Here is a 19,310-nt window from a genome sequence, read left to right as displayed (position 1 = left end):
ACTATCGGTTTCGGTACCCGACCAGGTGCACGGCCCGGTCCCCTGCCGGGGGGAGGCGCTTGCCCGTGCCGGCAGCACACCGGCTCATGGCCGCCCACATCTCGCTCGTGGCAGTCGCCACAGCCGTCTACATGACCGTCCCCGCCGCCCGTTCCCCCGTGTGGGCCGTCATCGGTCTCGCCGGCGCCACGGCCGTCGTCACCGGCACCCGGGTCAACCGGCCCGCCCATCCGTGGCCCTGGTGGTTCCTGGCCGGCGGGCTGGTCGCGTTCATCGCGGGCGACACGTACTACAACGTCCAGGAGACGTACTTCCAGGCCTCCAACCCCTTTCCGTCACCCGCGGACGCCTGCTATCTCGTCACGTACCCGCTGTTCGCCGTCGGCCTGTGGGGACTGGCGCGGTACCGGCGCTCGGGCCCCGACCTCCCCAGCGTGCTGGACGCGCTGATCCTCACCGCGGGGCTGGCGCTGCCCGTGTGGGTCTACCTGGTGCGCCCGCTGACGGAGGTGGAGGGGCTCACCTGGGAGCAGCGGGCCATCAGCATCGCCTATCCGCTCGGTGACGTCCTGGTGCTGGCGCTGCTCGCCCGGCTGCTGTCGCCCGGACAGGTCGACGGGCCGAGCCGCTCGGTGCAGCTCCTGGTCCTCGGCACGGTCACCCTGCTGGGCTTCGACATCGCCTACGGGATACTCCAGCTCAACGCGACGTGGCAGGCGGGGACCCTGCTGGACTCCGGCTGGATCGTCTTCTACACGGCCTGGGGCCTGGCGGCGCTGCATCCCTCCATGGCCGCGACCACCTCCCCGGTGCCCAACCACGAGTCGCTGCTGCCGCGGCGCAGCCGGCTGGTCGCGCTGGCCGCGGTCACCCTGATCGCACCGGGCATCCTGCTGTACGAGGGGCTGACCCGCGCCCCGCACGACGCCCCCGTCATCGCCGCGTTCTCCGCCCTGCTGTTCCTGCTGGTGATCCTCCGCCTGTCCGGCATGGTCGTGGCCCTGCGGCGGGCGGTCGCCCGGGAGCTGGCCCTGCGCCGGGCGGGCGCCTCCCTGGTGGCCGCCATCCGGCGCGAGGAGATCGTCGATGCCTGCGAGGCGGCCGTCGACCGGCTCCTGGGGCCCGCGGTCGGGCACCGGACGCTGCTGCTGCCGACCGAGCGCGCCACGGAAGCGACGAAACCGGGCCTGCTGCACACGCGTCTGACGGACCCCGCCGGCCTCGGTCCCCCGCTCGCCGCCGAACTGTCCGGCGCACCCGCCGTCCTGGTGTGCCCCATGACACCGCCGGGCCGGGCGGCCGGGGAGGGCCCCGGTGTCCTGCTGGTGGCCGGGCCCGCCGGACCGCTCACCGAGACCTGGCGCTCCCTGGAGATCCTCGCCTCGCACGCGGGACTGGCGATGCAACGCGTGGCCCTGCGCCAGGAGGTCATCCGCCGGGAGAGCGAGGCCTACTTCCGCACCCTGGTGCGCAACACGTCGGACGTCATCCTCATCGTGGACGACGACGACACCGTCCGTTACGCGAGTCCCTCGGCCGAGTCCGTGTTCGGCACCGCGGACCTGGCCGGCCGCTCCCTGCCGGCGCTGCTCGACCCCCGGGACCGCGGGCGGGCGTCCGAGGGGATGCGGGCGGTGCGCGAGCGCGGCCCGCGGGACGCCCACGACCACTGGTGGGTACCCCGCGGGAGCGGCCGGGTCGAGGTGGAGGCGCGGTTCAGCGACTTCCGCGACGAGCCCACCGTGTCGGGGATCGTGGTCACCCTGCGCGACGTCACGGAGCAGCGCCGGCTGGAGCACGAGCTGACGCAGCGGGCCTTCCACGACTCGCTGACGGGGCTGCCCAACCGCACGCTGCTGCTGGAGCGGGTCGAGCGCGCGATGCTGCGAGGCCGCCGCGAGCCGTCCCTGACCTGTCTGCTCTTCATCGACCTGGACGACTTCAAGCTGGTCAACGACACGATGGGGCACGCGGTCGGCGACCGTCTCCTGTCCGCCGTCGGCAACCGGCTGTCGCGGACGCTGCGCCGCTCCGACACCGCGGCGCGGCTCGGCGGCGACGAGTTCGCGGTGCTGATGGAGAACGCGCATGAGCCGCTGGACGCGGAACTCCTCGCGGCGCAGATCATCCAGACGCTGTCCCGGCCCTTCGAGCTGGCCGACGAGTCGGTGACCGTCTCCGCCAGTGTGGGTGTGGCCACCGCCCGCGACAGCGCGGACGCCCAGGAGCTGCTGCGCCACGCGGACCTCGCGCTGTACGCGGCCAAGGCGGCCGGCAAACGGCAGTGGCGGCGCTTCCGGCAGATCCTGCACACCCGGATGGCGGAACGGCACGACCTGCAGAGCAGACTCGCGCGGGCGGTGGCCGGCCACGAGTTCGCCCTGCGCTACCAGCCCGTCGTGGACATCACCGCCGGTGAGGTGGTGGGCTTCGAGGCGCTGGTCCGCTGGCCCAACCCGCCGGACCCGCTGGTGGATCCGGAGCAGTTCATCAGCCTGGCCGAGGAGACCGGGCACATCGCGCCGCTCGGGTCGTGGGTCCTGCGCAACGCGGTCAACGACGTGGCCGGGCTCCAGCGCCTGCCGGGCTCCGGCCGCCCGCCGTACATCAGCGTCAACGTCTCCGCCCGCCAGTTCCGGGACAACGGCTTCGTCGACCAGGTCGGCCAGGCGCTGCGCACCCCGGGACTGGCGCCGGGTTCCCTCCAGCTCGAGCTGACCGAGACGGTGCTGTTGCGCGCCGACGAACGGATCCGGACGGTGCTGCGTGCCCTCAAGGACCTCGGGGTGCTCATCGCCGTGGACGACTTCGGCACCGGATTCTCCTCGCTGCGGTACCTGCGGGACTTCCCCATCGACGTTCTGAAGATCGACAAGACGTTCATCGACGACATCCCGCACGACCGGAGGCAGATGGCGCTCGTCGAGGGCATCGTGCGGATCGCCGACACGCTGGGGCTTCAGGTGATCGCCGAGGGCATCGAGCACCCGGCGCAGCGGGACCTGCTGGCCGGCATGGGCTGCAGGTTCGGGCAGGGCTTCCTGTTCGCCCGCCCGATGACGGTGGGGCAGAGCGCGGGCGTGCTGCGGCGGACCAACGGCGCGTCGCGGACACCGGCCGCCGACCGGCCGCCGACGGCCGAGCGGCGCGAGCGGCCAGCGGAGCGGGGACGGCCACCGGAGCGCGAACGAGCTCCGGACCGCGAACGGCCGCCGGACGGAGGTCGAGCGACGGACCGGGAACGGCCGCCGGAGCGGGAGCGAGCGCCGGTCCGCGAACGGCCGCCGGGCGTCGAGCGGGCATCGGAGGCACAGCGGCCGCCGGGCCGCGGGCGCGCGAGCCGGACCGCGGACCTGGAGCAGTTGCAGCGGACCAGTCCCATGACCGACGCGGTCCTGGACGAGGTACGCGGCCGGCACATCCGCAGCGGCGACCACTGGCTGATCGACTTCGCGTCCTGCAACTACCTCGGCTTCGACTGGGACCCGGAGATCAGCGCCGCCGTCGAGCCCGCCGTGCGCCGCTGGGGCACGCATCCGAGCTGGTCGCGGATGCTGGGCAGTCCCCGGCTGTACCCGGAGATCGAGGAGCGGCTCTCCGCGCTGCTGGGCTCCGAGGAGACGCTGCTGCTGCCCACGCTCACCCTCATCCACTCGTCGGTGATCCCGGCGCTGGCCGAGGACGGCCACGTCTTCGTCGACGCGACGGCGCACCGGACGGTGTACGACGGCGCCCTGATGGCGCGCGGTCAGGGCGCGACGCTGCACCGCTTCCACTCCGACCGTCCGGACGAGCTGGCCGCCCTGCTGTCCTCGGCGACCGGGACCGGTCCGCGGCTGGTGTGCCTGGACGGTGTCGACAGCATGACCGGCAACGTGCCCGACCTGTCCGCGCTGGCCGCGGTCTGCCGCCCGCGGGGGGCCACGCTGTACGTGGACGACGCGCACGGCTTCGGTGTGATCGGGGAACGCGGCCCCGAGGAGCCGTGCCCGTACGGCCTGCGGGGCAACAGCATCGTGCGGCACACCGGGGAGTCGTACGAGGGGATCGTGCTCACCGGCGGGTTCTCCAAGGCGTACTCGTCGCTGCTGGCCTTCGTGGCGCTGCCCCGGGCGATGAAGGAGCGGCTGAAGACCGCGGCGGCGCCCTACCTGTACTCGGGCCCGTCACCGACGGCGTCGCTGGCCACGGCGATGGCCGGGCTGGACGTCAACGACCGACGGGGCGACGCCCTGCGCGCCGATCTGTACCGCAGGACGGTCCGGGTGCTCGACCACCTGGACGGCCTGGGCGTGGCCACCCTGAACCGGGACCGGCTGCCGATCGTGGAGATCCCGCTGGCCGATCCCGACGACCTCGACGCGGTCGGGCTGTTCCTGTGGGACGAGGGCATCTACGTCACGCTGGCCGCGCATCCCCTCGTGCCCCGCAACCGGGTGGGTTTCCGCGTCCAGATCACGACGGCCAACTCGGACGAGGACATCGACCGGCTGAACGGGACGCTGACGCGGCTGGCCGCGCGCTTCCCGCTGCGGGCGAAGGGGTGAGGGCACGGTGCCGACCTACAACGACGACGTGGACTGGGACCGCTGGCCGGTCGCCGACTACCTCGAAGAGAACTACCGTGCCCTGCATCCCTCGGACGCCGCGGTCATCGCCCACCACTCCGCGTTCTACCGGCGCCTGCCGCCGGGGAGCATCGAGCGCTCGGTGGAGTTCGGGGCGGGACCCAACCTGTATCCGCTGATCCTCGCCTCGGGGGTGAGCCGCCGGGTGGACGCCGTGGAGACGGGGGCGGGCAACGTGGCCTATCTGGAGCGTCAGCTCACGGTCCGTCCCGACGAGAGCTGGCTGCCCTTCCACGAACTGTGCCGGCGGCTCAACCCCGCGGTGCCGGACACGCTGGCCGGGGCCCTCGCGCCGGTGGAGGTGGTGCGCGGTGACGTCCGGTCGCTGCCGCCGGGGACGTACGGGCTGGCGTCGATGCACTTCGTCGCGGAGGGGGCCACCGAGGACGTCGGCGAGTTCGCGGAGTTCTGCCGGGCGTTCGCGCGCTGTGTCGTGCCGGGCGGGTTCCTGGTGGCGGCCTTCATGGAGAACATGCCGACGTACCGCATCGGTTCCGCGTCCCGCTGGCCCGGCTGTCCCGTGGACCCGCGCACGGTCGAGGAGGTGTTCGCGCCGCTGACGGAGGAGCTGGAAGTGACCCGTATCGACTCCGATCCGACCCTGCCGGACTACGGGGACTCGGGCATGGTGCTGCTCACCGCCGTGACGGCGTCCGGGTCGTGAGGGCGAACGCGGTCTGCACCAGTGCGAGGTGGCTGAACGCCTGGGGGGTGTTGCCCAGTTGGCGGCCCTCGTCCGGGTCCCACTGCTCCGACAGCAGACCGACGTCGTTGCGGATCGCCAGTACGCGTTCGAAGGCGTCCCGGGCCCGCCCCGGCTCGCCGACGGCGGCGAGCGCGTCCGCGTACCACAGGGAGCAGGCCACGGACGTCGCCTCTCCGTCGGGCGCGCCGATCAGGTGCTGGTAGCGCCGGACGAAGCCGCCGTGTTCGAGGGAGCCGATCGCACGCACGGTGCCGCGTATGCGGGCGTCGCGGGCCGGCAGGAACCCCAGGGACGGCATGAGCAGGGCGGAGGCGTCGAGCCGGGTCGAGCCGTAGGCCTGGACGAAGGCTCCCCTGCGGGTGCTCCAGCCGAACCGGCACACCTGCCGGCGCACCTCGTCGCGCAGGGCCGTCCAGGCGTCGGGCACGTCTGCACCGAGCAGGGCGCCGAGGCGCAGCACCCGGTCGGCGGCCACCCAGGTCATCACCTTGGAGTGCACGAACTGCCGGGCCGGGCCGCGGTCCTGCCACAGCCCCTGGTCGGGTTCGCGCCAGTGCTCCTGGAGGTATTCCATGAGGGAGCGGGCCAGGCTCCACACGTGCGGGGGTACGTCGATGCCGGCCCGCAGGGACAGCCAGAGGGTGTCGAGCACTTCGCCGTGCACGTCGAGCTGGCGCTGGCTCACGGCGGCGTTGCCGAAGCGGACGGGGCGCGAGCCCTCGTACCCGGGCAGCCAGGGGGCCTCGGACTCCGGCAGCAGGCGCTGGCCGGCGACGCCGTAGACGGTCTGGAGGCGGGCGGGGTCCCCGGCGACCGCGCGGACCAGCCAGCCGAGCCAGGCGGTGGCCTCCTCGCGGTAGCCGCTGCGCAGCAGGCAGGAGAGGGTGAGGGTGGAGTCGCGCAGCCAGCAGTAGCGGTGGTCGAAGTTGAGGGTGCCGCCGATGCGGGCGGGCAGCGAGGTGGTGGGGGCGGCGACGATGCCGCCGGTGGGTGCGTAGGTGAGCGCCTTGAGGGTGATCAGGGAGCGCACCACGGCCTCGCGCCAGGGCCCTTCGTAGCGGCACTGGGCGGCCCAGCCGCGCCAGAAGGCGACGCTCTCCTTCAGGGCGGTCTCGGCGGGCACGGACAGCGCCGAGGGTGGACTCGCGCGGTGGGACGGCGCCCACACGAGGGTGAGGGCGAGCCGCCGGCCGGCGGTGACGGTGAAGTCGGCGACCGCGGTGCCCGCCTCCGGACGCTGCGTCACCGGTCCGTCGGCGCCCAGCCAGACGGCGTCCGGCCCCGCGACGGCGACGCTGCGGCCCTCGCTGCCGCGGGTCCAGGGCACGACGCGGCCCTGGTGGAAACGGAGCCTGAGTTCGCTGCGCACGGTGACGGCGCCGGACAGCCCTTCCACCACGCGGACGAGGCAGGGGCGTTCGGTGCGGGGCGGCATGAAGTCCGTGACGCGCACGGTGCCGGAGGCGGTGCGCCACTCGGTGTCCAGGACGAGGGTGTCGGGCCGGTAGGCGCGGTGCGTGCAGGGTCGGGTGGCTCCGCGGGGGGCGACCCGCCAGAACCCGTTGTCGGCGGTGCCCACCAGGGCCGCGAGACACGCGGGCGAGTCGAAGCGGGGCAGACACAGCCAGTCGACGGACCCGTTCCTGCCGATCATTCCGGCGGTTTCCAGGTCGCTGAGGAGGGCGTAGTCCTCGATGAGACTGCTCATGATCGGACCCACGCCGTCATACACCTGGCCGCACTTCCAGGTTACGCCCGTCGGCCGTGCCGTGCAGTGGGTGCGGGGCGATGGCCGGGGGCAGTTGGACGGGCACGCCGGTGCCGGGCCGCTGGTTGCGAGGACGGCACGCCCGTCGCGGACGGCGGGTGCCGCCCTCACCGGGCCGTACGACCCTCACCCGGACCCGCGATGCGACGGTCACCGCACGGACTGGCGCGGACCGGGCCGGGCGCCGCCCTCTCCGGGCCGACGGATCCCGGCCGGTAGGCCCTCGCAGAGGGGCCGGTTGGCGCCGGCGGGCCCTGGCCCCGCCGGGCCGGTGGGTGCCTGTCCTCACCGGGCCGGCGGTGTCCGAGGCCGGTACGGCCTCTCGCCGGGATCGCCTGTGGCGCGCGCCGCACCGGCGGGTGCCGTGGGCGAGGCCGGGCCGCCCGGTGACCGCCGCCCGGACCGTGGCGGGGCCGGGCGGCGAACGGTGTATCGGCCGGGGGCCGGGTCAGGCCCGCGCCCCCGGGCGGTAGCGCCGGTACAGGACCGCCCCGCCGAGGACCAGCGCGGCTCCGCCCGCCAGGGCGGGGAGGGTCGCGTCGGCGCCCGTGTGGGCGAGGGCCTCCACGGTCCGCGGCGGCGCCTGCCGCGGGGACGGTTCCGACCGCTCGGGCTCCTCGACGGGGGCGGTGGGCTCCGGCCTCTCGGGCTGCCGCGGCTCCTCGGGACGCTCGCCGGGGCCGTTCACCGACTCGTTGCCCGTGGCCGGGTTGCCGATGCCGACGACGTTGACGCTGTTGCCGCCGACGTTCACGGGAACCTCGACCGGCAGTCGCACACCGTTGCCGGAGAGCACGCCCGGCGAGTCCTGCGTCCCGCCCCCGGCGACCTCGGCGCCGGACGGGCCGGCCGTGCCGGACGAGGCGTCCGCCTCCCCGCTCGCCGTGCCGCCCGTGCCCGTGACGGCGCAGCCGTTGCCCGCGGCGGGGTTGAGGAGCCCGACCACGTTGAGCGTGTTCCCGCACACGTTCACCGGGACGCTCACGGGGACCTGGACGGTGTTGCCGGAGACCGCCCCCGCGGAACCGGCCGCGGAGCCGTCCGCGGTGGCGCCGTCGGCGGCGAACGCCGCGTACGCCGGCAGCGTCACGGCCAGTGCGCCGGAGGCCGCGACAGCGAAGACACCGTTTCGGGTAACCCTTCTCATGAGTTCCCTGCCTTCCAGACATCGTGGCGGGCGCTCGCCCGCACCGGTTAAAACGCGGGCGCACCATCCGAGTTATGGCTTATCAGCCTTTCACTCCGTCGAGTGACCGGTTCATCGAACAACCGCCCATGGGCGCCCCGGGCCCCCTCCGGGCCCGCGAAACCGCCCGGAGGCGAGCCGCCCGAGGCCCGCTTATGGTGAGCGAGGGCGCCGGCCACCGGCCCGCGACGGGGCGCCCCGGGAGGCATCGATGCTGGCCAAGCTGTCGAATCGGCCGTCGGTCCGGCGCCGCGCCGTCACCGCGGCGCTCGGGCTCGCCCTGCTGGGCGCGGGACTGCCCGCCGCGACCGCCACCGGCACCGAACAACCGCACCGGTCCCCGCGACCGGACCTGGCGCGGCACCCCGCAGCGTCCGGGCAGCCGGACCTCTCCCGGCGACCGGACCTCTCCCGGTTCTACGACCAGGACGTCACCTGGTCGGCCTGCGAAGGCATGGACATGCCGAAGGATCTCCAGTGCGGGAAGGTCACCGTCCCCCTCGACTACGGACGGCCCCGCGCCGGCACGCTGGACCTGGCCCTCGCCCGGTACCGGGCGACCGGTGACGCACGGGGCTCGGTGCTGCTGAACTTCGGCGGGCCGGGGGGCTCCGGCGTCAGCGAGCTCGCGGCCGCGGGCAAGGAGTTCATGCACCTCACCAACGGCTACGACGTGGTGACGTTCGACCCCCGCGGCGTCGGCCGGTCCTCACCGGTGACCTGCGGTCCCGCCACGATGCGGATCATCGAGGCGACGGACGGCGACGAGGAGATCGCCGAGCCCAGGGACGTGCTGCGGCACCTGCGGGATGCCGCCGCCGAGTGCGCGAAGCACTCGGGTCCCGTACTGCCCCACATAGGCACGGTCAACGCCGCCCGGGACATGGACGTGATGCGCGCGGCCCTCGGCGACGACCGGCTCAACTACCTCGGTTTCTCCTACGGCACCCGGCTCGGCGCGGTCTACGCCGCCCAGTTCCCCGACAGGGTGGGCCGGGTCGCCCTCGACGGCGTGGACACGTTGACGGAACCGCTCGCCGAGCAGGGCCTGGCCGGTGCGCGGGGGCAGCAGACCGCGCTGGAGAACTTCCTCGCCTGGTGCGCGGAGGACATCGCCTGCCCGTTCGGGCAGGACGCCCGGGAGGCCCGCGGCCAGATCGTCCGGCTCATCGCCTCGATGGACGAGAATCCGGTGCCGTCGGCCTTCGGCGACCCGTTCTCCGGGCAGGACCTGGTCGGCGCCGTCGGCCAGGCGCTCTACAGCCGGGAGCTGTGGCCCCTGCTGGAGCGCGCCCTCGCGCAGTTGCTGGAGGACGGGGACACCCGGGGCCTGGAGAGCTTCACCACCGGCGGCGTGACCTTCCCGGTGCGCGGCGAGAACCGCCGGGACGGCGGCGGCCTCACCGCCGAGGAGGACGTCCCCCTGGACAACCTGCCGGCCGCCCTCATGGCCATCAACTGCGCGGACGACCCCGACCGCCCCGGCGCGGAGCAGGTCACCCGGTCCCTGGGGCGGCTGCGCGAGCGGTACGAGGAGGCCTCGCCGGTCTTCGGCCGCTACCGGCTCACGCAGGTGCTGATGTGCTACGGCCGCCCGAAGGGCACCGACTACATACGCGACGAGGTGCGCGACGTCGACACCGCGAAGATGCTCCTGGTCGGCACGCGGGGCGACCCGGCGACGCCGTACCGCTGGACCGAGGAGACGGCCGGGCGGCTCGGCCCCTCGGCCGTGGTGCTCGACAACAAGGGCGAGGGGCACACCGGTTACGCCTCCTCGGAGTGCGTGCACCGCAAGGTCGACGACTTCCTGCTCTACGGTTCCCTGCCGCCCGACGGCAGCTCCTGCGGCGCCGAGGACCAGGCCGGCTGAGCCGCCGGTCCCGTGGAGCGGGCGCAGTCCATCCGGGTGACACCGATTGCCCCGAATGCCTGATACGTCCATTCGCTCTATGGTGCTGACATGGAGCACGATCTGAGTCCCGCCACCCTCGCCGAGCTGCGGCGCCCCCGCCCGTACCCGGCGGTGTCCGTGCTGACGCCGACGCACCGCCGCGAACCGGACAACGCCCAGGACCCGGTCCGCCTGCGCAACGTGGTCGCCGAGGCCAAGAAACAACTCGAGGACGATCCCGCGGTCACCCGGGAACGGCGCATCGAGGTCGCCAGGGAACTGGACCGGGCCCTCGCCGAGGTCGACCTCGCGCACGCCGAGGACGGCCTGGCGATCTTCGCCGCCCCGGGCGAGCACCAGGTCTGGACGCTGGCCCGTTCCGTGCCCGAGCGCGTGGTGCTCTCGGACACCTTCCTCACCCGCAACCTCGTCGCCGCCCACGCCGCCGAACGGCCGTTCTGGGTGCTGTCGGTCGCGGCCGACCGCGTCACGCTGTGGAACGGCGGCGGAGACCGGGTCGTCGAGGAGCGCAGCGGCGGCTTCCCGATGGACCGGCCGCCGGAGGACTTCGACCCGGAGCGCCAGGAGCGGATCGGCGACACGCCGAGCAGCTTCCGCGAGGAGGGCACCCGCCGGTTCCTGCGCGACGCCGACGCCGCCATGGAGAAGGTGCTGCGCGCCCACCCCCGACCGCTGTACGTCACCGGGCCCGAGGCAGCGCTGTCGCTGTTCGAGGAGGCCGGCGCGATCGCCGCGAACGCGGTGCTCGTCCCGCACGGCGGCCTCGCCCACGGCACCGCCGAGGCCGTACGGCAGGCGGTGCGGCCGGTGCTCGACGACGAGGCGCGCGGCGCCGTCGAGGCCGTCGCCAGGGAACTGGTGGCCGCGCGCGGGCGCAAGGACTTCGCGGCCGGCGTGGACGAGCTGTGGGAGAGCGCGCACACCGGCCGGGTCCGCCTGCTCGCCGTCGAGGAGAACTTCCGGGTGACGATGCGCGAGGACGGCGAGCACCTGACGCCCGCCGACAGCGGCGACCTCGACGCCCGCGAGGACATCGTGGACGAGATCGTCGAGCAGTGCCTGGAGACCGGCGCCGACGTCCGCTTCGTCCCGGACGGCACGCTGGGCGACGTGGACGGCATCGCCGCGGTGCTGCGGTACTGACCCTCCGCGGCCGTCCGCGCGGGCGCCCTTGACGGCCGTGAAACCCTGTTCGCCGTACACGTACCCGACTCCGGGGTGCGCGGCGGACAGGGAGGAGCGGCCGGAGCGTGAGCGGACTTCTGGGTGTGGCGGTCCTGGGCGCGGGCCACATGGGCGCCGATCACATACGACGACTCGACCGAAGGGTGAGCGGTGCCAGGGTCGCCGCCGTCGCGGACCCCGACACGGAGCGGGCGAAGGAGGCCGTGGCCGGGATCGACGGCGTCCTCGTGCACGCGGAGACGCAGGCCGCGCTGGACGCGCCCGGAGTCGAGGCCGTGGTGATCGCCTCGCCCGGCGAGGCGCACGAGGAGGCGCTGCTGGCCGCCTTCGCACGGGGTCTGCCGGTGCTGTGCGAGAAGCCGATGGTGCCCGACTCCGCGGGCGCGCTGCGCGTGGTGGAGGCGGAGGCGCGGCTCGGCCGCAGGCTGGCGCAGATCGGTTTCATGCGGCGCTACGACACCGAGTACCGGGAACTGAAGTTGCTGCTGGACGGCGGGCGGCTGGGCCGGCCGCTGATGCTGCACTGCGTGCACCGCAACGTCTCCTCCCCGCCGGACTTCACCTCGGCGATGCTGGTCAACAGCTCCGTGTCGCACGAGATCGACGCCGCCCGCTGGCTGCTGGGCCAAGAGCTGACCGCAGTGACCGTGCTGCGGCCGCGGCCGTCCGGGGGCGCGCCCGCGGGGCTGCTCGACCCGCAGTTCGTGGTCTTCGAGACCGACGGGGGCGCCCTGGTGGACGTGGAGGTCTTCGTCAACTGCGGCTTCGGCTACGAGGTCCGCTGCGAGGCCGTCTGCGAGGCGGGCAGCGCCCGGATCGGCGAGGCGCGCACCATGACGGTGACCCGGGCGGGCGGCGCCGGGCAGGAGGTGCCGCAGGACTGTCTCGTGCGGTTCGCGGACGCCTACGACCGCGAGGTGCGGGCCTGGGTCGACGCCACCCGGCGGGGGCGGGTCACGGGGGCGAGCGCGTGGGACGGATACGCGGCCTCCGTGGTCGCCGAGGCCGGCGTACGGGCCCTGGAGACGGGCGTCCGCACGGTGGTCGAGACGGCTCCCCGCCCGGCGCCGCACTCCCCGGCCTAGAACAGGGATCCGTCGAACGTCCGGGCGACGATGCCCCGGAGCGCCGAGGACCCCCAACTCGCGTAGATGAGCTACGACTTGATGCGCCGAGCGCGTACACCGGGAACGCGCCCGGGCCACTTCGGCAGGACACTGGCATATGCCGGAAGCACCACCGGATCGTGTGCTGCCAAATCCCTTACGGCGCGTCGTGGGCTGTGCAACAGTCGTAGCGGTCGTTACGCCCCCCTTCGGTCCCGCCCTGGTCGACCGTCAGCACACCGGAGTGCGTCATGTCGTCTCCCCTCTCCGCGGACCGCCCGGCCGCCCCACCGCCGGAACGCGGCTCGGTCGAGGCACTGATCACTCAGGCGCGGCGGCTGCGGGGCGACGTGGACGCCGTACGGCGGGGAATGCGGTGCGACACGGCGGACCCACGGGGACGATGGCAGCGAGCGCTGTACGAGCTGGCGCTGCATCAGCTCAGCGACCTCGACGCGCACCTGGCACAACTGCGGGACGGCCCGGCGCCCGCGCCCCGGAGCGGATCACTGATCGGCCGGGTCGGCAGCGCGGAGTGGAACCTGCTGACCGACGAGGCCGACTGGTCCGGGGAGCTGTACCGGATCCTCGGCCTGGACCCGGCCGCCACCGCCCCGCTCGGCCTCGACGAACTGCCGTCCCGGGTGCTCCCCGCGGACCGGCCGAAGCTGACCGCGATGGTCACGGACTGCCTCGTGGACGCCCGGCCCGTCGACGGTGAGTTCCGCGTCGTACGCCCCGACGGCACCGTGCGCACCGTGCACATGATGGGCGAGCCCGTGCTCGACGCCGACGGCAGCACCGCCTCGATGTGGGCGGTGCTGCGGGACGTCAGCGAACTGCGCCGCAGCCAGCGGGCGGTGAGCGAGACCCGTGACTCGCTCCACCGCCGCCCGTGGCCCGCGGGCGACGAGCGGCGGGCCGCGACGGAACCGCGGGAGGCCGTGCCGCGCTCCTGGCGCGCCCTCCTGCGGTTCCCCGCGCGGGACCGGCCCGCCCTGGACCTCGCCGCCGCGCACCTGCCCGCACCCGGCGCCCCCGGGGGCGGCGGCTGGTACGACGCGTGCGCGCTCGCCGGCGACGGGACCCTGCTCAGCGTCGGCGAACTCGCCGGCTCCGCCCCCGACGGCACCCACCTGCTGCTCGGAGCCCTGCGCGGCCTGGCCGCGGCGGGCACCCCGCCCGAGGACGTGCCGGATCTGCTCGGCAGGCTGCTCGAGGACACCGCGCTGCCGCCCCTCGCCGGCGTCCTGTGCTGCGGCTACCGGCCCGGCACGCGCACCCTGACGTGGGCGCACGGCGGACACCCCGTCCCGCTGCTGTTCCGCGACGGGACGGGGCGCGCGCTGAGCGGGCGGACCCGGGAGACCCTGGAGACCGGTGACCTGCTGCTCCTGCACACCCGCGGCCTGGTGCCCGGGCGGCGGGGACAGGACCCGCGGGCAGGACGGGACCGGCTCCTCGCCCTCGCCCCGCGACTGGCCGACGTGCGCTCGGCGCGGGACGGCGTACGGATCCTGACGGAGGAGTTCGGCACACCCGTGCGTGAGGGCGACGCCTGCCTGCTGGTCGCGCGGGTGACCGCGTAGCAGCGGCTCCGGCGCTACGCCTGTGCCGTCCGGCCGCCCTTCTGCCCGCCCTTGGGCGAGCCCTTGGCCGCAGCCTTGGACGAGCCCTTGGCGGACCTCGCCCTGGGCAGCGCGAGTTCGATCTCCTCCCGCAATTCCTGGATCTTCGGATAGCCCGCGTACTCGGCGGTGAGCCGGTACATCTCGCGCAGCCGGTCCCAGGTCCGCTGGGAGGAGTTGGAGCCCATCGACATCAGGGCCAGCCGGGCGTAGCGGTCCGCCTGTTCCGGGTCGTCCGCGATGAAGCAGGCCGACGCCATGGACAGATGGTCGAAGATCTTCGACCGCTCGCGGCCGTCGACCCGCAGCTCCAGCGCCTTCTCGGCGTAGTGCCGGGCGTGCACCGCCGCGCCCGGGTCGAACTCCGCCAGCGTGCGGTAGGCGAGCGCCGTCATGCCGTACAGATCCTCGTCCTTGAAGGTCTGCATCCAGTCCGGCGGCTCGGTGTCGTTCCGGTCGGAGACGAACAGGTCCTCGGCCTGCCCGAGCGTGCGGCGCATCGCCTGGCCCTTGCCCATCGACGCCTGCGCCCACGCCTCGATGGTGTGGAACATCGCCCGGGTGCGCGGCAGCAGTCGGTCGCCGGAGCCGGACTGGGCGAGCTTCATCAGGTCCAGCGCCTCGTCGGGCCGGCCCAGGTGCACCATCTGGCGGGCCGCCCGGGACAGGGCCTCCCCGGCCCGGGGACGGTCGCCGCCCTCGCGGGCGGCGTGCGCGGCGATGACGAAGTACTTCTGCGCCGTGGGTTCCAGGCCCACGTCGTGGGACATCCAGCCCGCGAGGACGGCGAGGTTGGCGGCGACGCCCCACAGGCGCCGCTGGAGATGCGGCGGGTGGTGGTAGGCGAGGATGCCGCCCACCTCGTTGAGCTGGCCCACCACCGCCTTGCGCTGGAGCCCGCCTCCCCGGGCGGCGTCCCAGGCGCGGAACACCTCCACCGAGCGCTCCAGTTCCTCGATCTCCTGCCACCCGACGGGGGCGGCCTCGTACCGGTCGAACCCGGCGGGGTCCGCGTGCAGGGGGTCGGTGGAGTGGGGGGCTTCGGCAGCAAGGGCCGGGTCGGTGTGCAGCCAGTCGTGCATGGCGCTGCTGAGTGCTGATCCCGCGGCGAGCGCGGCACCCGCGCCCACCAAGCCGCGTCGGTTGAGCATGAGGTCCATTCCCGTGAATTCGGTGAGGACCGCCGCTGTCCGCTCGGGCGCCCACGGCACGCCGTCGGGATGCTGCTCGCTCCCGCCGTCCGGCTGCCGTTTCCCCGCACGCCCGTGCCGGACCAGACCCAGGTCCTCGATGGTCACGACACGGCCGAGACGCTCGGTGAACAGAACCGCCAGCACCCGCGGTACCGGATCGCGCGGGATCTCTCCCATGTCGATCCACCTCCGCACCCGCGAGGTGTCGGTCGCGAGCTGGGGGTGGCCCATGGCCGCCGCCCGCCGGTTGACCAGCCTCGCGAGTTCGCCCTTGGACCAGCCGGCCAGGCCGAACAGGTCCGACAGACGGGTGTTGGGTTCTCCGCTCACGTCAAGCCCCCAGGTTCTCGGCTGAGTTGACAGTAGCCCGGTGGGGGTTGCCGGGCGACTATTCGCCACCGTTCGCCAGGGTGCGCCAGATGGTGTGCCACGGGCGGCCGGGTGTCAGGTAGGAATGCGCCACCTGACCCGGTCACCGCGGGGGTACTCCCCAGGGTGGCCTCCGGCGGCCGGGCGGGTGGCGCGACGGCTTCTCGGAAGGCGCGCCCGTTCCGGCGGGCGGCGCCTCCAGACAGGCACAGCAGGCACACGAAGGGATCTGTATCGCCCATGTACGCAGCATCGTCCTCCGTGGCCGCCCCGCAGCGATCGCTCCACCCCCGCCCGGCGGGTGGCGGCCCCTACCTCGCCCCCGCGCGTCCGGCGGCCCCGGTGCTCGGGGCGGGCAGGGCACGTCGGGGCCCGGGAGCCGGCGCGCAGCCGCTCAGCGGCAGAATCGACCTGTCCGGCGCCCAGGGTGCCGAGCTGCGCACGGCGATCGCCTCCGTGCACCGGATCTGCCCCGAGTTCACCCCGGTGCAGGTGCTGCGCCGCAGCGGGCGGTCCGTCCTCCTGGTCGGCACGACCGGACGCAGCACGGCGGTGGCCAAGTGCTTACTGGACCACTCCCCCGCGTGGTCGGAGCGGATCCGGCACGAGATAGGGGCATACCGCTCGTTCGTCCGGCTCCGCCCTCCGGTGCGGGTGCCGAGGCTGATCGCGGCGGATCCGGACAACGGCACACTGGTGATCGAGCGGATGCCGGGGCGTCCCGCGGCACTGCACCGGCACCCGAGGGAGGCGCCGCCGCGGACGGACATCAGGGCGGCGCTGGGGGCGATCTGCCGGCTCAACGCCTGGCGCCCGCCGGCGGGGACCTTCGACGCCCCGCTGGACTACGCGGCGCGGATCTCCCGCTACCACGAACTGGGGCTGCTCACCGACCGGGACCTGGGGGACCTCCAGAAGCTGCTGCACGGCATCGCCCACGCGGCGGGGCGCCAGGGCATGGGGCAGTTCTGCCACGGCGACGCGCTGCTGTCCAACATCCTGATGTCGCCGGCCGGTCCGGTGCTGGTCGACTGGGAGCACGCGGGCTGGTACCTGCCGGGGTACGACCTGGCGACCCTGTGGTCGGTCCTCGGTGACGCCCCGGTGGCCCGCCGCCAGATCAGCCAGATCGCCCAGGCCCAGGGGACCGCGGCGCGCGACGCGTTCCTGGTGAACCTGATGCTCGTGCTGACGCGGGAGATCCGCACGTACGAGACGGCCGTGCAGCGGTCGATGCAGGAGGCGGCGCCGGCTCCCGCGGGCGCCGTGCCGTCCGGTGAGGAGCAGCGGCTGCTGCTGCGGCGGCTGCACGACGACTGCCAGTTGGCCCGGCGGGCCGTACGCGCGGCGGTCGGCACGCGCTGACGCGGCCGGCGGCGAAGCGCGCGACGGGAATCCGCGGTGCGCCCTCGAGGGCGCACCGCGGATTTCGTCTGTCCGGGACGGTCCGCCAGGGTCATTGGTGTACGCCAGTGACGCCCCGCAGGCCCGCGTGCCGCCGCCGCGAAACTCGCCGCGCCCCCAGCTGACATGGGAAATCACCCCGCGGTCGGCATGATTGACGGATCGTCGGACCGGCGGGTACCACTGACCCCACGTCCGGACCCGCACGCCCCGTCACGCCCGACCGTCACAGGAGGCCGCTTTGCGAGGATCCGCCACCGTTCCCCAGCCCTCTCCCGACGGCAGACGCCTCCGTGCGACGGCGGGTGCCCTGGCCGCCGCGGCACTGGTGCTGCCGCTGCTCGGCGCGGCCCCGCCCGCCGAGCCGGCAGGGGCGCCGCCCGCCCCGGACCGGCTCCAGCGGGCGTTCGCCGCGGCGGCGGCCGAGTACCACGTGCCGCAGTCCGTCCTGCTCGGCGTCTCCTACCTCCAGTCCCGCTGGGACGCGCACGCCGGGGCGCCGAGCGTGACCGGCGGCTACGGCCCCATGCACCTCACGGACGCCCGGACCGCGCTGGCCGGGGCGTCGCACCACAGCGAGGGCACGGAGGATCCGCGCGGCGACGACGCCCGCCCCCCGCTGCGCCCGCGTGAGGCGCGGCCCCCGGCGGCCGGTGCGCTGCCGGCCCGGCTGACCACGCTGCCGAGGGCGGCCGAGCTGACCGGCCTGAGCCCCGGGGAACTGCGCACCGACCCGGCCGCGAACGTGGCGGGCGGTGCCGCCCTGCTCGCCGCCGCGCAGCGGGAGGCGGGCGAGCCGCTCAGCGCGGACCCGGCGGACTGGTACGGGGCGGTGGCCCGCTTCTCCGGCGCCGACGACTCCGCGACGGCGGCGGCGTACGCGAACGACGTGTTCGAGGTGATCCGCACGGGTGAGCGGCGGACCACGGACGCCGGCCAGCGGGTCGCGCTGGCCGCCCGCCCGGACGTGGCGCCGGACACGGCGCAGCTCGCGCGCACCGGCCTGCGGGCCGCCGCCTCGGCCGGCACCGAGTGCCCGCGGTCGGTGTCCTGCGAGTGGATCCCGGCGCCGTACGAGGAGTTCGGGGACGGCGACTACGGAAACCACGACCTGGGGAACCGCCCCGCCTCCCAGCGCATCCGGTACATCGTCGTGCACGACACGGAGGGCGCCTGGGACGGCGTGCTGAACATGGTGCAGGACCCGACGTACGTGTCGTGGAACTACACGCTGCGCTCCACCGACGGCCACATCGCCCAGCACGTGAAGGCGGAGGACGTGGCCTGGCACGCGGGCAACTGGTACGTCAACGCGAACTCCGTCGGCCTGGAGCACGAGGGCTTCCTCGCCGAGCCGGACGCCTGGTACACGGAGGCGATGTACCGGTCGTCGGCCCGGCTGGTGAAGTACCTCGCCCGGAAGTACGGCATCCCGCTGGACCGCCAGCACATCCTGGGCCACGACAACGTGCCCGGCCCGACCACGTCCACGGTCCCGGGCATGCACACCGACCCGGGCCCGTACTGGGACTGGCGGCACTACTTCCGGCTTCTGGGCCGCCCCTTCGAGCCGACCGCGGGACCGAACTCCCCCATGGTGACGATCCGGCCCGACTACGCGGCGAACCGCCCGGAGTACACCGGCTGCGACACGGCCGGCGAGCCCTGCGCGGCGCACGGCTCCAGCGAGGTGCGGCTGTACTCCGACCACGACGTGAACGCGCCGCTGATCAAGGACATCGGCCTGGGCTCCGCCCCGACGACCGGCGTGAACGACCTGTCCTCGCGGGTCTCCACGGGCCAGCAGTTCGCGGTGGCCGACCGGTGGGGCGACTGGACCGCGATCTGGTACCTGGGGCAGAAGGCCTGGTTCCACAACCCGGGGCGCAGCCCGGCGGCGGTTCCCGCGTCCGGCCGGCTGATCACCCCGCGCGCCGGTCTGGAGAGCGTGCCGGTGTACGGGCGCGCCTATCCCGAGAAGGCCGCCTATCCGGCGGGAGTGCCCGCCCAGGCCGTGTCACCGCTGCGGTACACGCTGCCGAAGGGGCAGAAGTACGTGGCCGGTGACAAGGTGCCCGGCGAGTACTTCTACGCGGTCACCTTCGACGAGGCGAACCACCGGGTGGTGACCGGCCAGGACCTGTACTACGAGATCCAGTACGGCCACCGGGTCGCGTACGTGCGCGCCGCCGACGTCACGCTCGTCCCCGCGCGGTAGCCGC

11 protein-coding genes are annotated in these 19,310 nt (G+C 74.2%); 8 read left to right on the top strand and 3 right to left on the bottom strand.

Features of this window, described 5'->3' with window-relative positions; translation table 11 throughout:
* The first annotated feature begins 86 nt into the window (after window positions 1-86).
* Together ACH499_RS26655 and ACH499_RS26650 are read left to right on the top strand one after the other, a co-directional pair.
* The gene (locus ACH499_RS26655; RefSeq protein WP_399018938.1) at window positions 87-4,547 is read left to right on the top strand and encodes an aminotransferase class I/II-fold pyridoxal phosphate-dependent enzyme; all 4,461 of its coding nucleotides are present in this window, start codon (window positions 87-89) and stop codon (window positions 4,545-4,547) included.
* 7 nt (window positions 4,548-4,554) lie between these two features.
* Window positions 4,555-5,292, top strand: a complete 738-nt coding sequence (locus ACH499_RS26650; protein ID WP_399018826.1) for a class I SAM-dependent methyltransferase — start codon at window positions 4,555-4,557, stop codon at window positions 5,290-5,292.
* Here the strand turns inward: ACH499_RS26650 and ACH499_RS26645 are convergent.
* Together ACH499_RS26645 and ACH499_RS26640 are read right to left on the bottom strand one after the other, a co-directional pair.
* A complete protein-coding gene (locus tag ACH499_RS26645; RefSeq protein WP_356201324.1) occupies window positions 5,264-7,042 on the bottom strand; it encodes a glycoside hydrolase family 15 protein in 1,779 nt (592 codons plus the stop codon). The two genes, ACH499_RS26650 and ACH499_RS26645, sit on opposite strands and share 29 nt — an antisense overlap.
* Before the next feature lie 508 nt (window positions 7,043-7,550).
* Window positions 7,551-8,249: a chaplin family protein gene (locus ACH499_RS26640; RefSeq protein WP_399018824.1), complete on the bottom strand. Its 699-nt coding sequence runs from the start codon at window positions 8,247-8,249 to the stop codon at window positions 7,551-7,553.
* Window positions 8,250-8,499: 250 nt separating this feature from the next.
* On the opposite strand from ACH499_RS26640, the gene ACH499_RS26635 reads away from it, so the two are divergent.
* From ACH499_RS26635 to ACH499_RS26620, 4 genes are all read left to right on the top strand, one after another.
* Window positions 8,500-10,161, top strand: coding sequence for an alpha/beta hydrolase (locus ACH499_RS26635; RefSeq protein WP_399018822.1), 1,662 nt, complete (start codon window positions 8,500-8,502; stop codon window positions 10,159-10,161).
* A gap of 90 nt (window positions 10,162-10,251) precedes the next feature.
* Entirely contained in the window at window positions 10,252-11,346 is a 1,095-nt protein-coding gene (locus tag ACH499_RS26630; RefSeq protein WP_356201330.1) for a chemotaxis protein, read from the top strand.
* A gap of 107 nt (window positions 11,347-11,453) precedes the next feature.
* Window positions 11,454-12,473 (top strand): Gfo/Idh/MocA family protein, encoded by a 1,020-nt coding sequence (locus tag ACH499_RS26625; protein ID WP_399018820.1) that lies wholly within the window; start codon window positions 11,454-11,456, stop codon window positions 12,471-12,473.
* Between the two features lie 272 nt (window positions 12,474-12,745).
* Window positions 12,746-14,083 carry a SpoIIE family protein phosphatase gene (locus tag ACH499_RS26620; RefSeq protein ID WP_399018819.1) on the top strand — a complete coding sequence of 446 codons (1,338 nt, stop codon included), beginning with the start codon at window positions 12,746-12,748 and terminating at the stop codon, window positions 14,081-14,083.
* A gap of 14 nt (window positions 14,084-14,097) precedes the next feature.
* Here ACH499_RS26620 and ACH499_RS26615 read toward each other — a convergent pair whose 3' ends face one another.
* Window positions 14,098-15,645: a hypothetical protein gene (locus tag ACH499_RS26615; RefSeq protein WP_356201335.1), complete on the bottom strand. Its 1,548-nt coding sequence runs from the start codon at window positions 15,643-15,645 to the stop codon at window positions 14,098-14,100.
* A gap of 279 nt (window positions 15,646-15,924) precedes the next feature.
* Here ACH499_RS26615 and ACH499_RS26610 point away from each other — a divergent pair, with 279 nt between their 5' ends.
* Both ACH499_RS26610 and ACH499_RS26605 read left to right on the top strand, forming a co-directional pair.
* Window positions 15,925-17,049 carry an aminoglycoside phosphotransferase family protein gene (locus ACH499_RS26610; RefSeq protein WP_399018817.1) on the top strand — a complete coding sequence of 375 codons (1,125 nt, stop codon included), beginning with the start codon at window positions 15,925-15,927 and terminating at the stop codon, window positions 17,047-17,049.
* A 280-nt stretch (window positions 17,050-17,329) separates the two neighbouring features.
* On the top strand, window positions 17,330-19,306 hold the full coding sequence (locus ACH499_RS26605; RefSeq protein WP_399018815.1) for an N-acetylmuramoyl-L-alanine amidase: 1,977 nt from the start codon (window positions 17,330-17,332) through the stop codon (window positions 19,304-19,306).
* Window positions 19,307-19,310 lie beyond the last annotated feature (4 nt).

Source organism: Streptomyces sp. NPDC018947 (assembly GCF_044390505.1).
Taxonomy (GTDB): Bacteria; Actinomycetota; Actinomycetes; order Streptomycetales; family Streptomycetaceae; genus Streptomyces.
Note: the sequence above shows the minus strand (reverse complement) of the source record. Positions and strands in the feature narration are given on the sequence as shown.

Bases quoted from the DNA above. Each gene is read 5' to 3' on its own strand.
- ACH499_RS26655 (WP_399018938.1), top strand. From the start codon at position 87: ATGGCCGCCCACATCTCGCTCGTGGCAGTCGCCACAGCCGTCTACATG.
- ACH499_RS26645 (WP_356201324.1), bottom strand. From the start codon at position 7,042: ATGAGCAGTCTCATCGAGGACTACGCCCTCCTCAGCGACCTGGAAACC.
- ACH499_RS26640 (WP_399018824.1), bottom strand. From the start codon at position 8,249: ATGAGAAGGGTTACCCGAAACGGTGTCTTCGCTGTCGCGGCCTCCGGC.
- ACH499_RS26635 (WP_399018822.1), top strand. From the start codon at position 8,500: ATGCTGGCCAAGCTGTCGAATCGGCCGTCGGTCCGGCGCCGCGCCGTC.
- ACH499_RS26630 (WP_356201330.1), top strand. From the start codon at position 10,252: ATGGAGCACGATCTGAGTCCCGCCACCCTCGCCGAGCTGCGGCGCCCC.
- ACH499_RS26620 (WP_399018819.1), top strand. From the start codon at position 12,746: ATGTCGTCTCCCCTCTCCGCGGACCGCCCGGCCGCCCCACCGCCGGAA.
- ACH499_RS26610 (WP_399018817.1), top strand. From the start codon at position 15,925: ATGTACGCAGCATCGTCCTCCGTGGCCGCCCCGCAGCGATCGCTCCAC.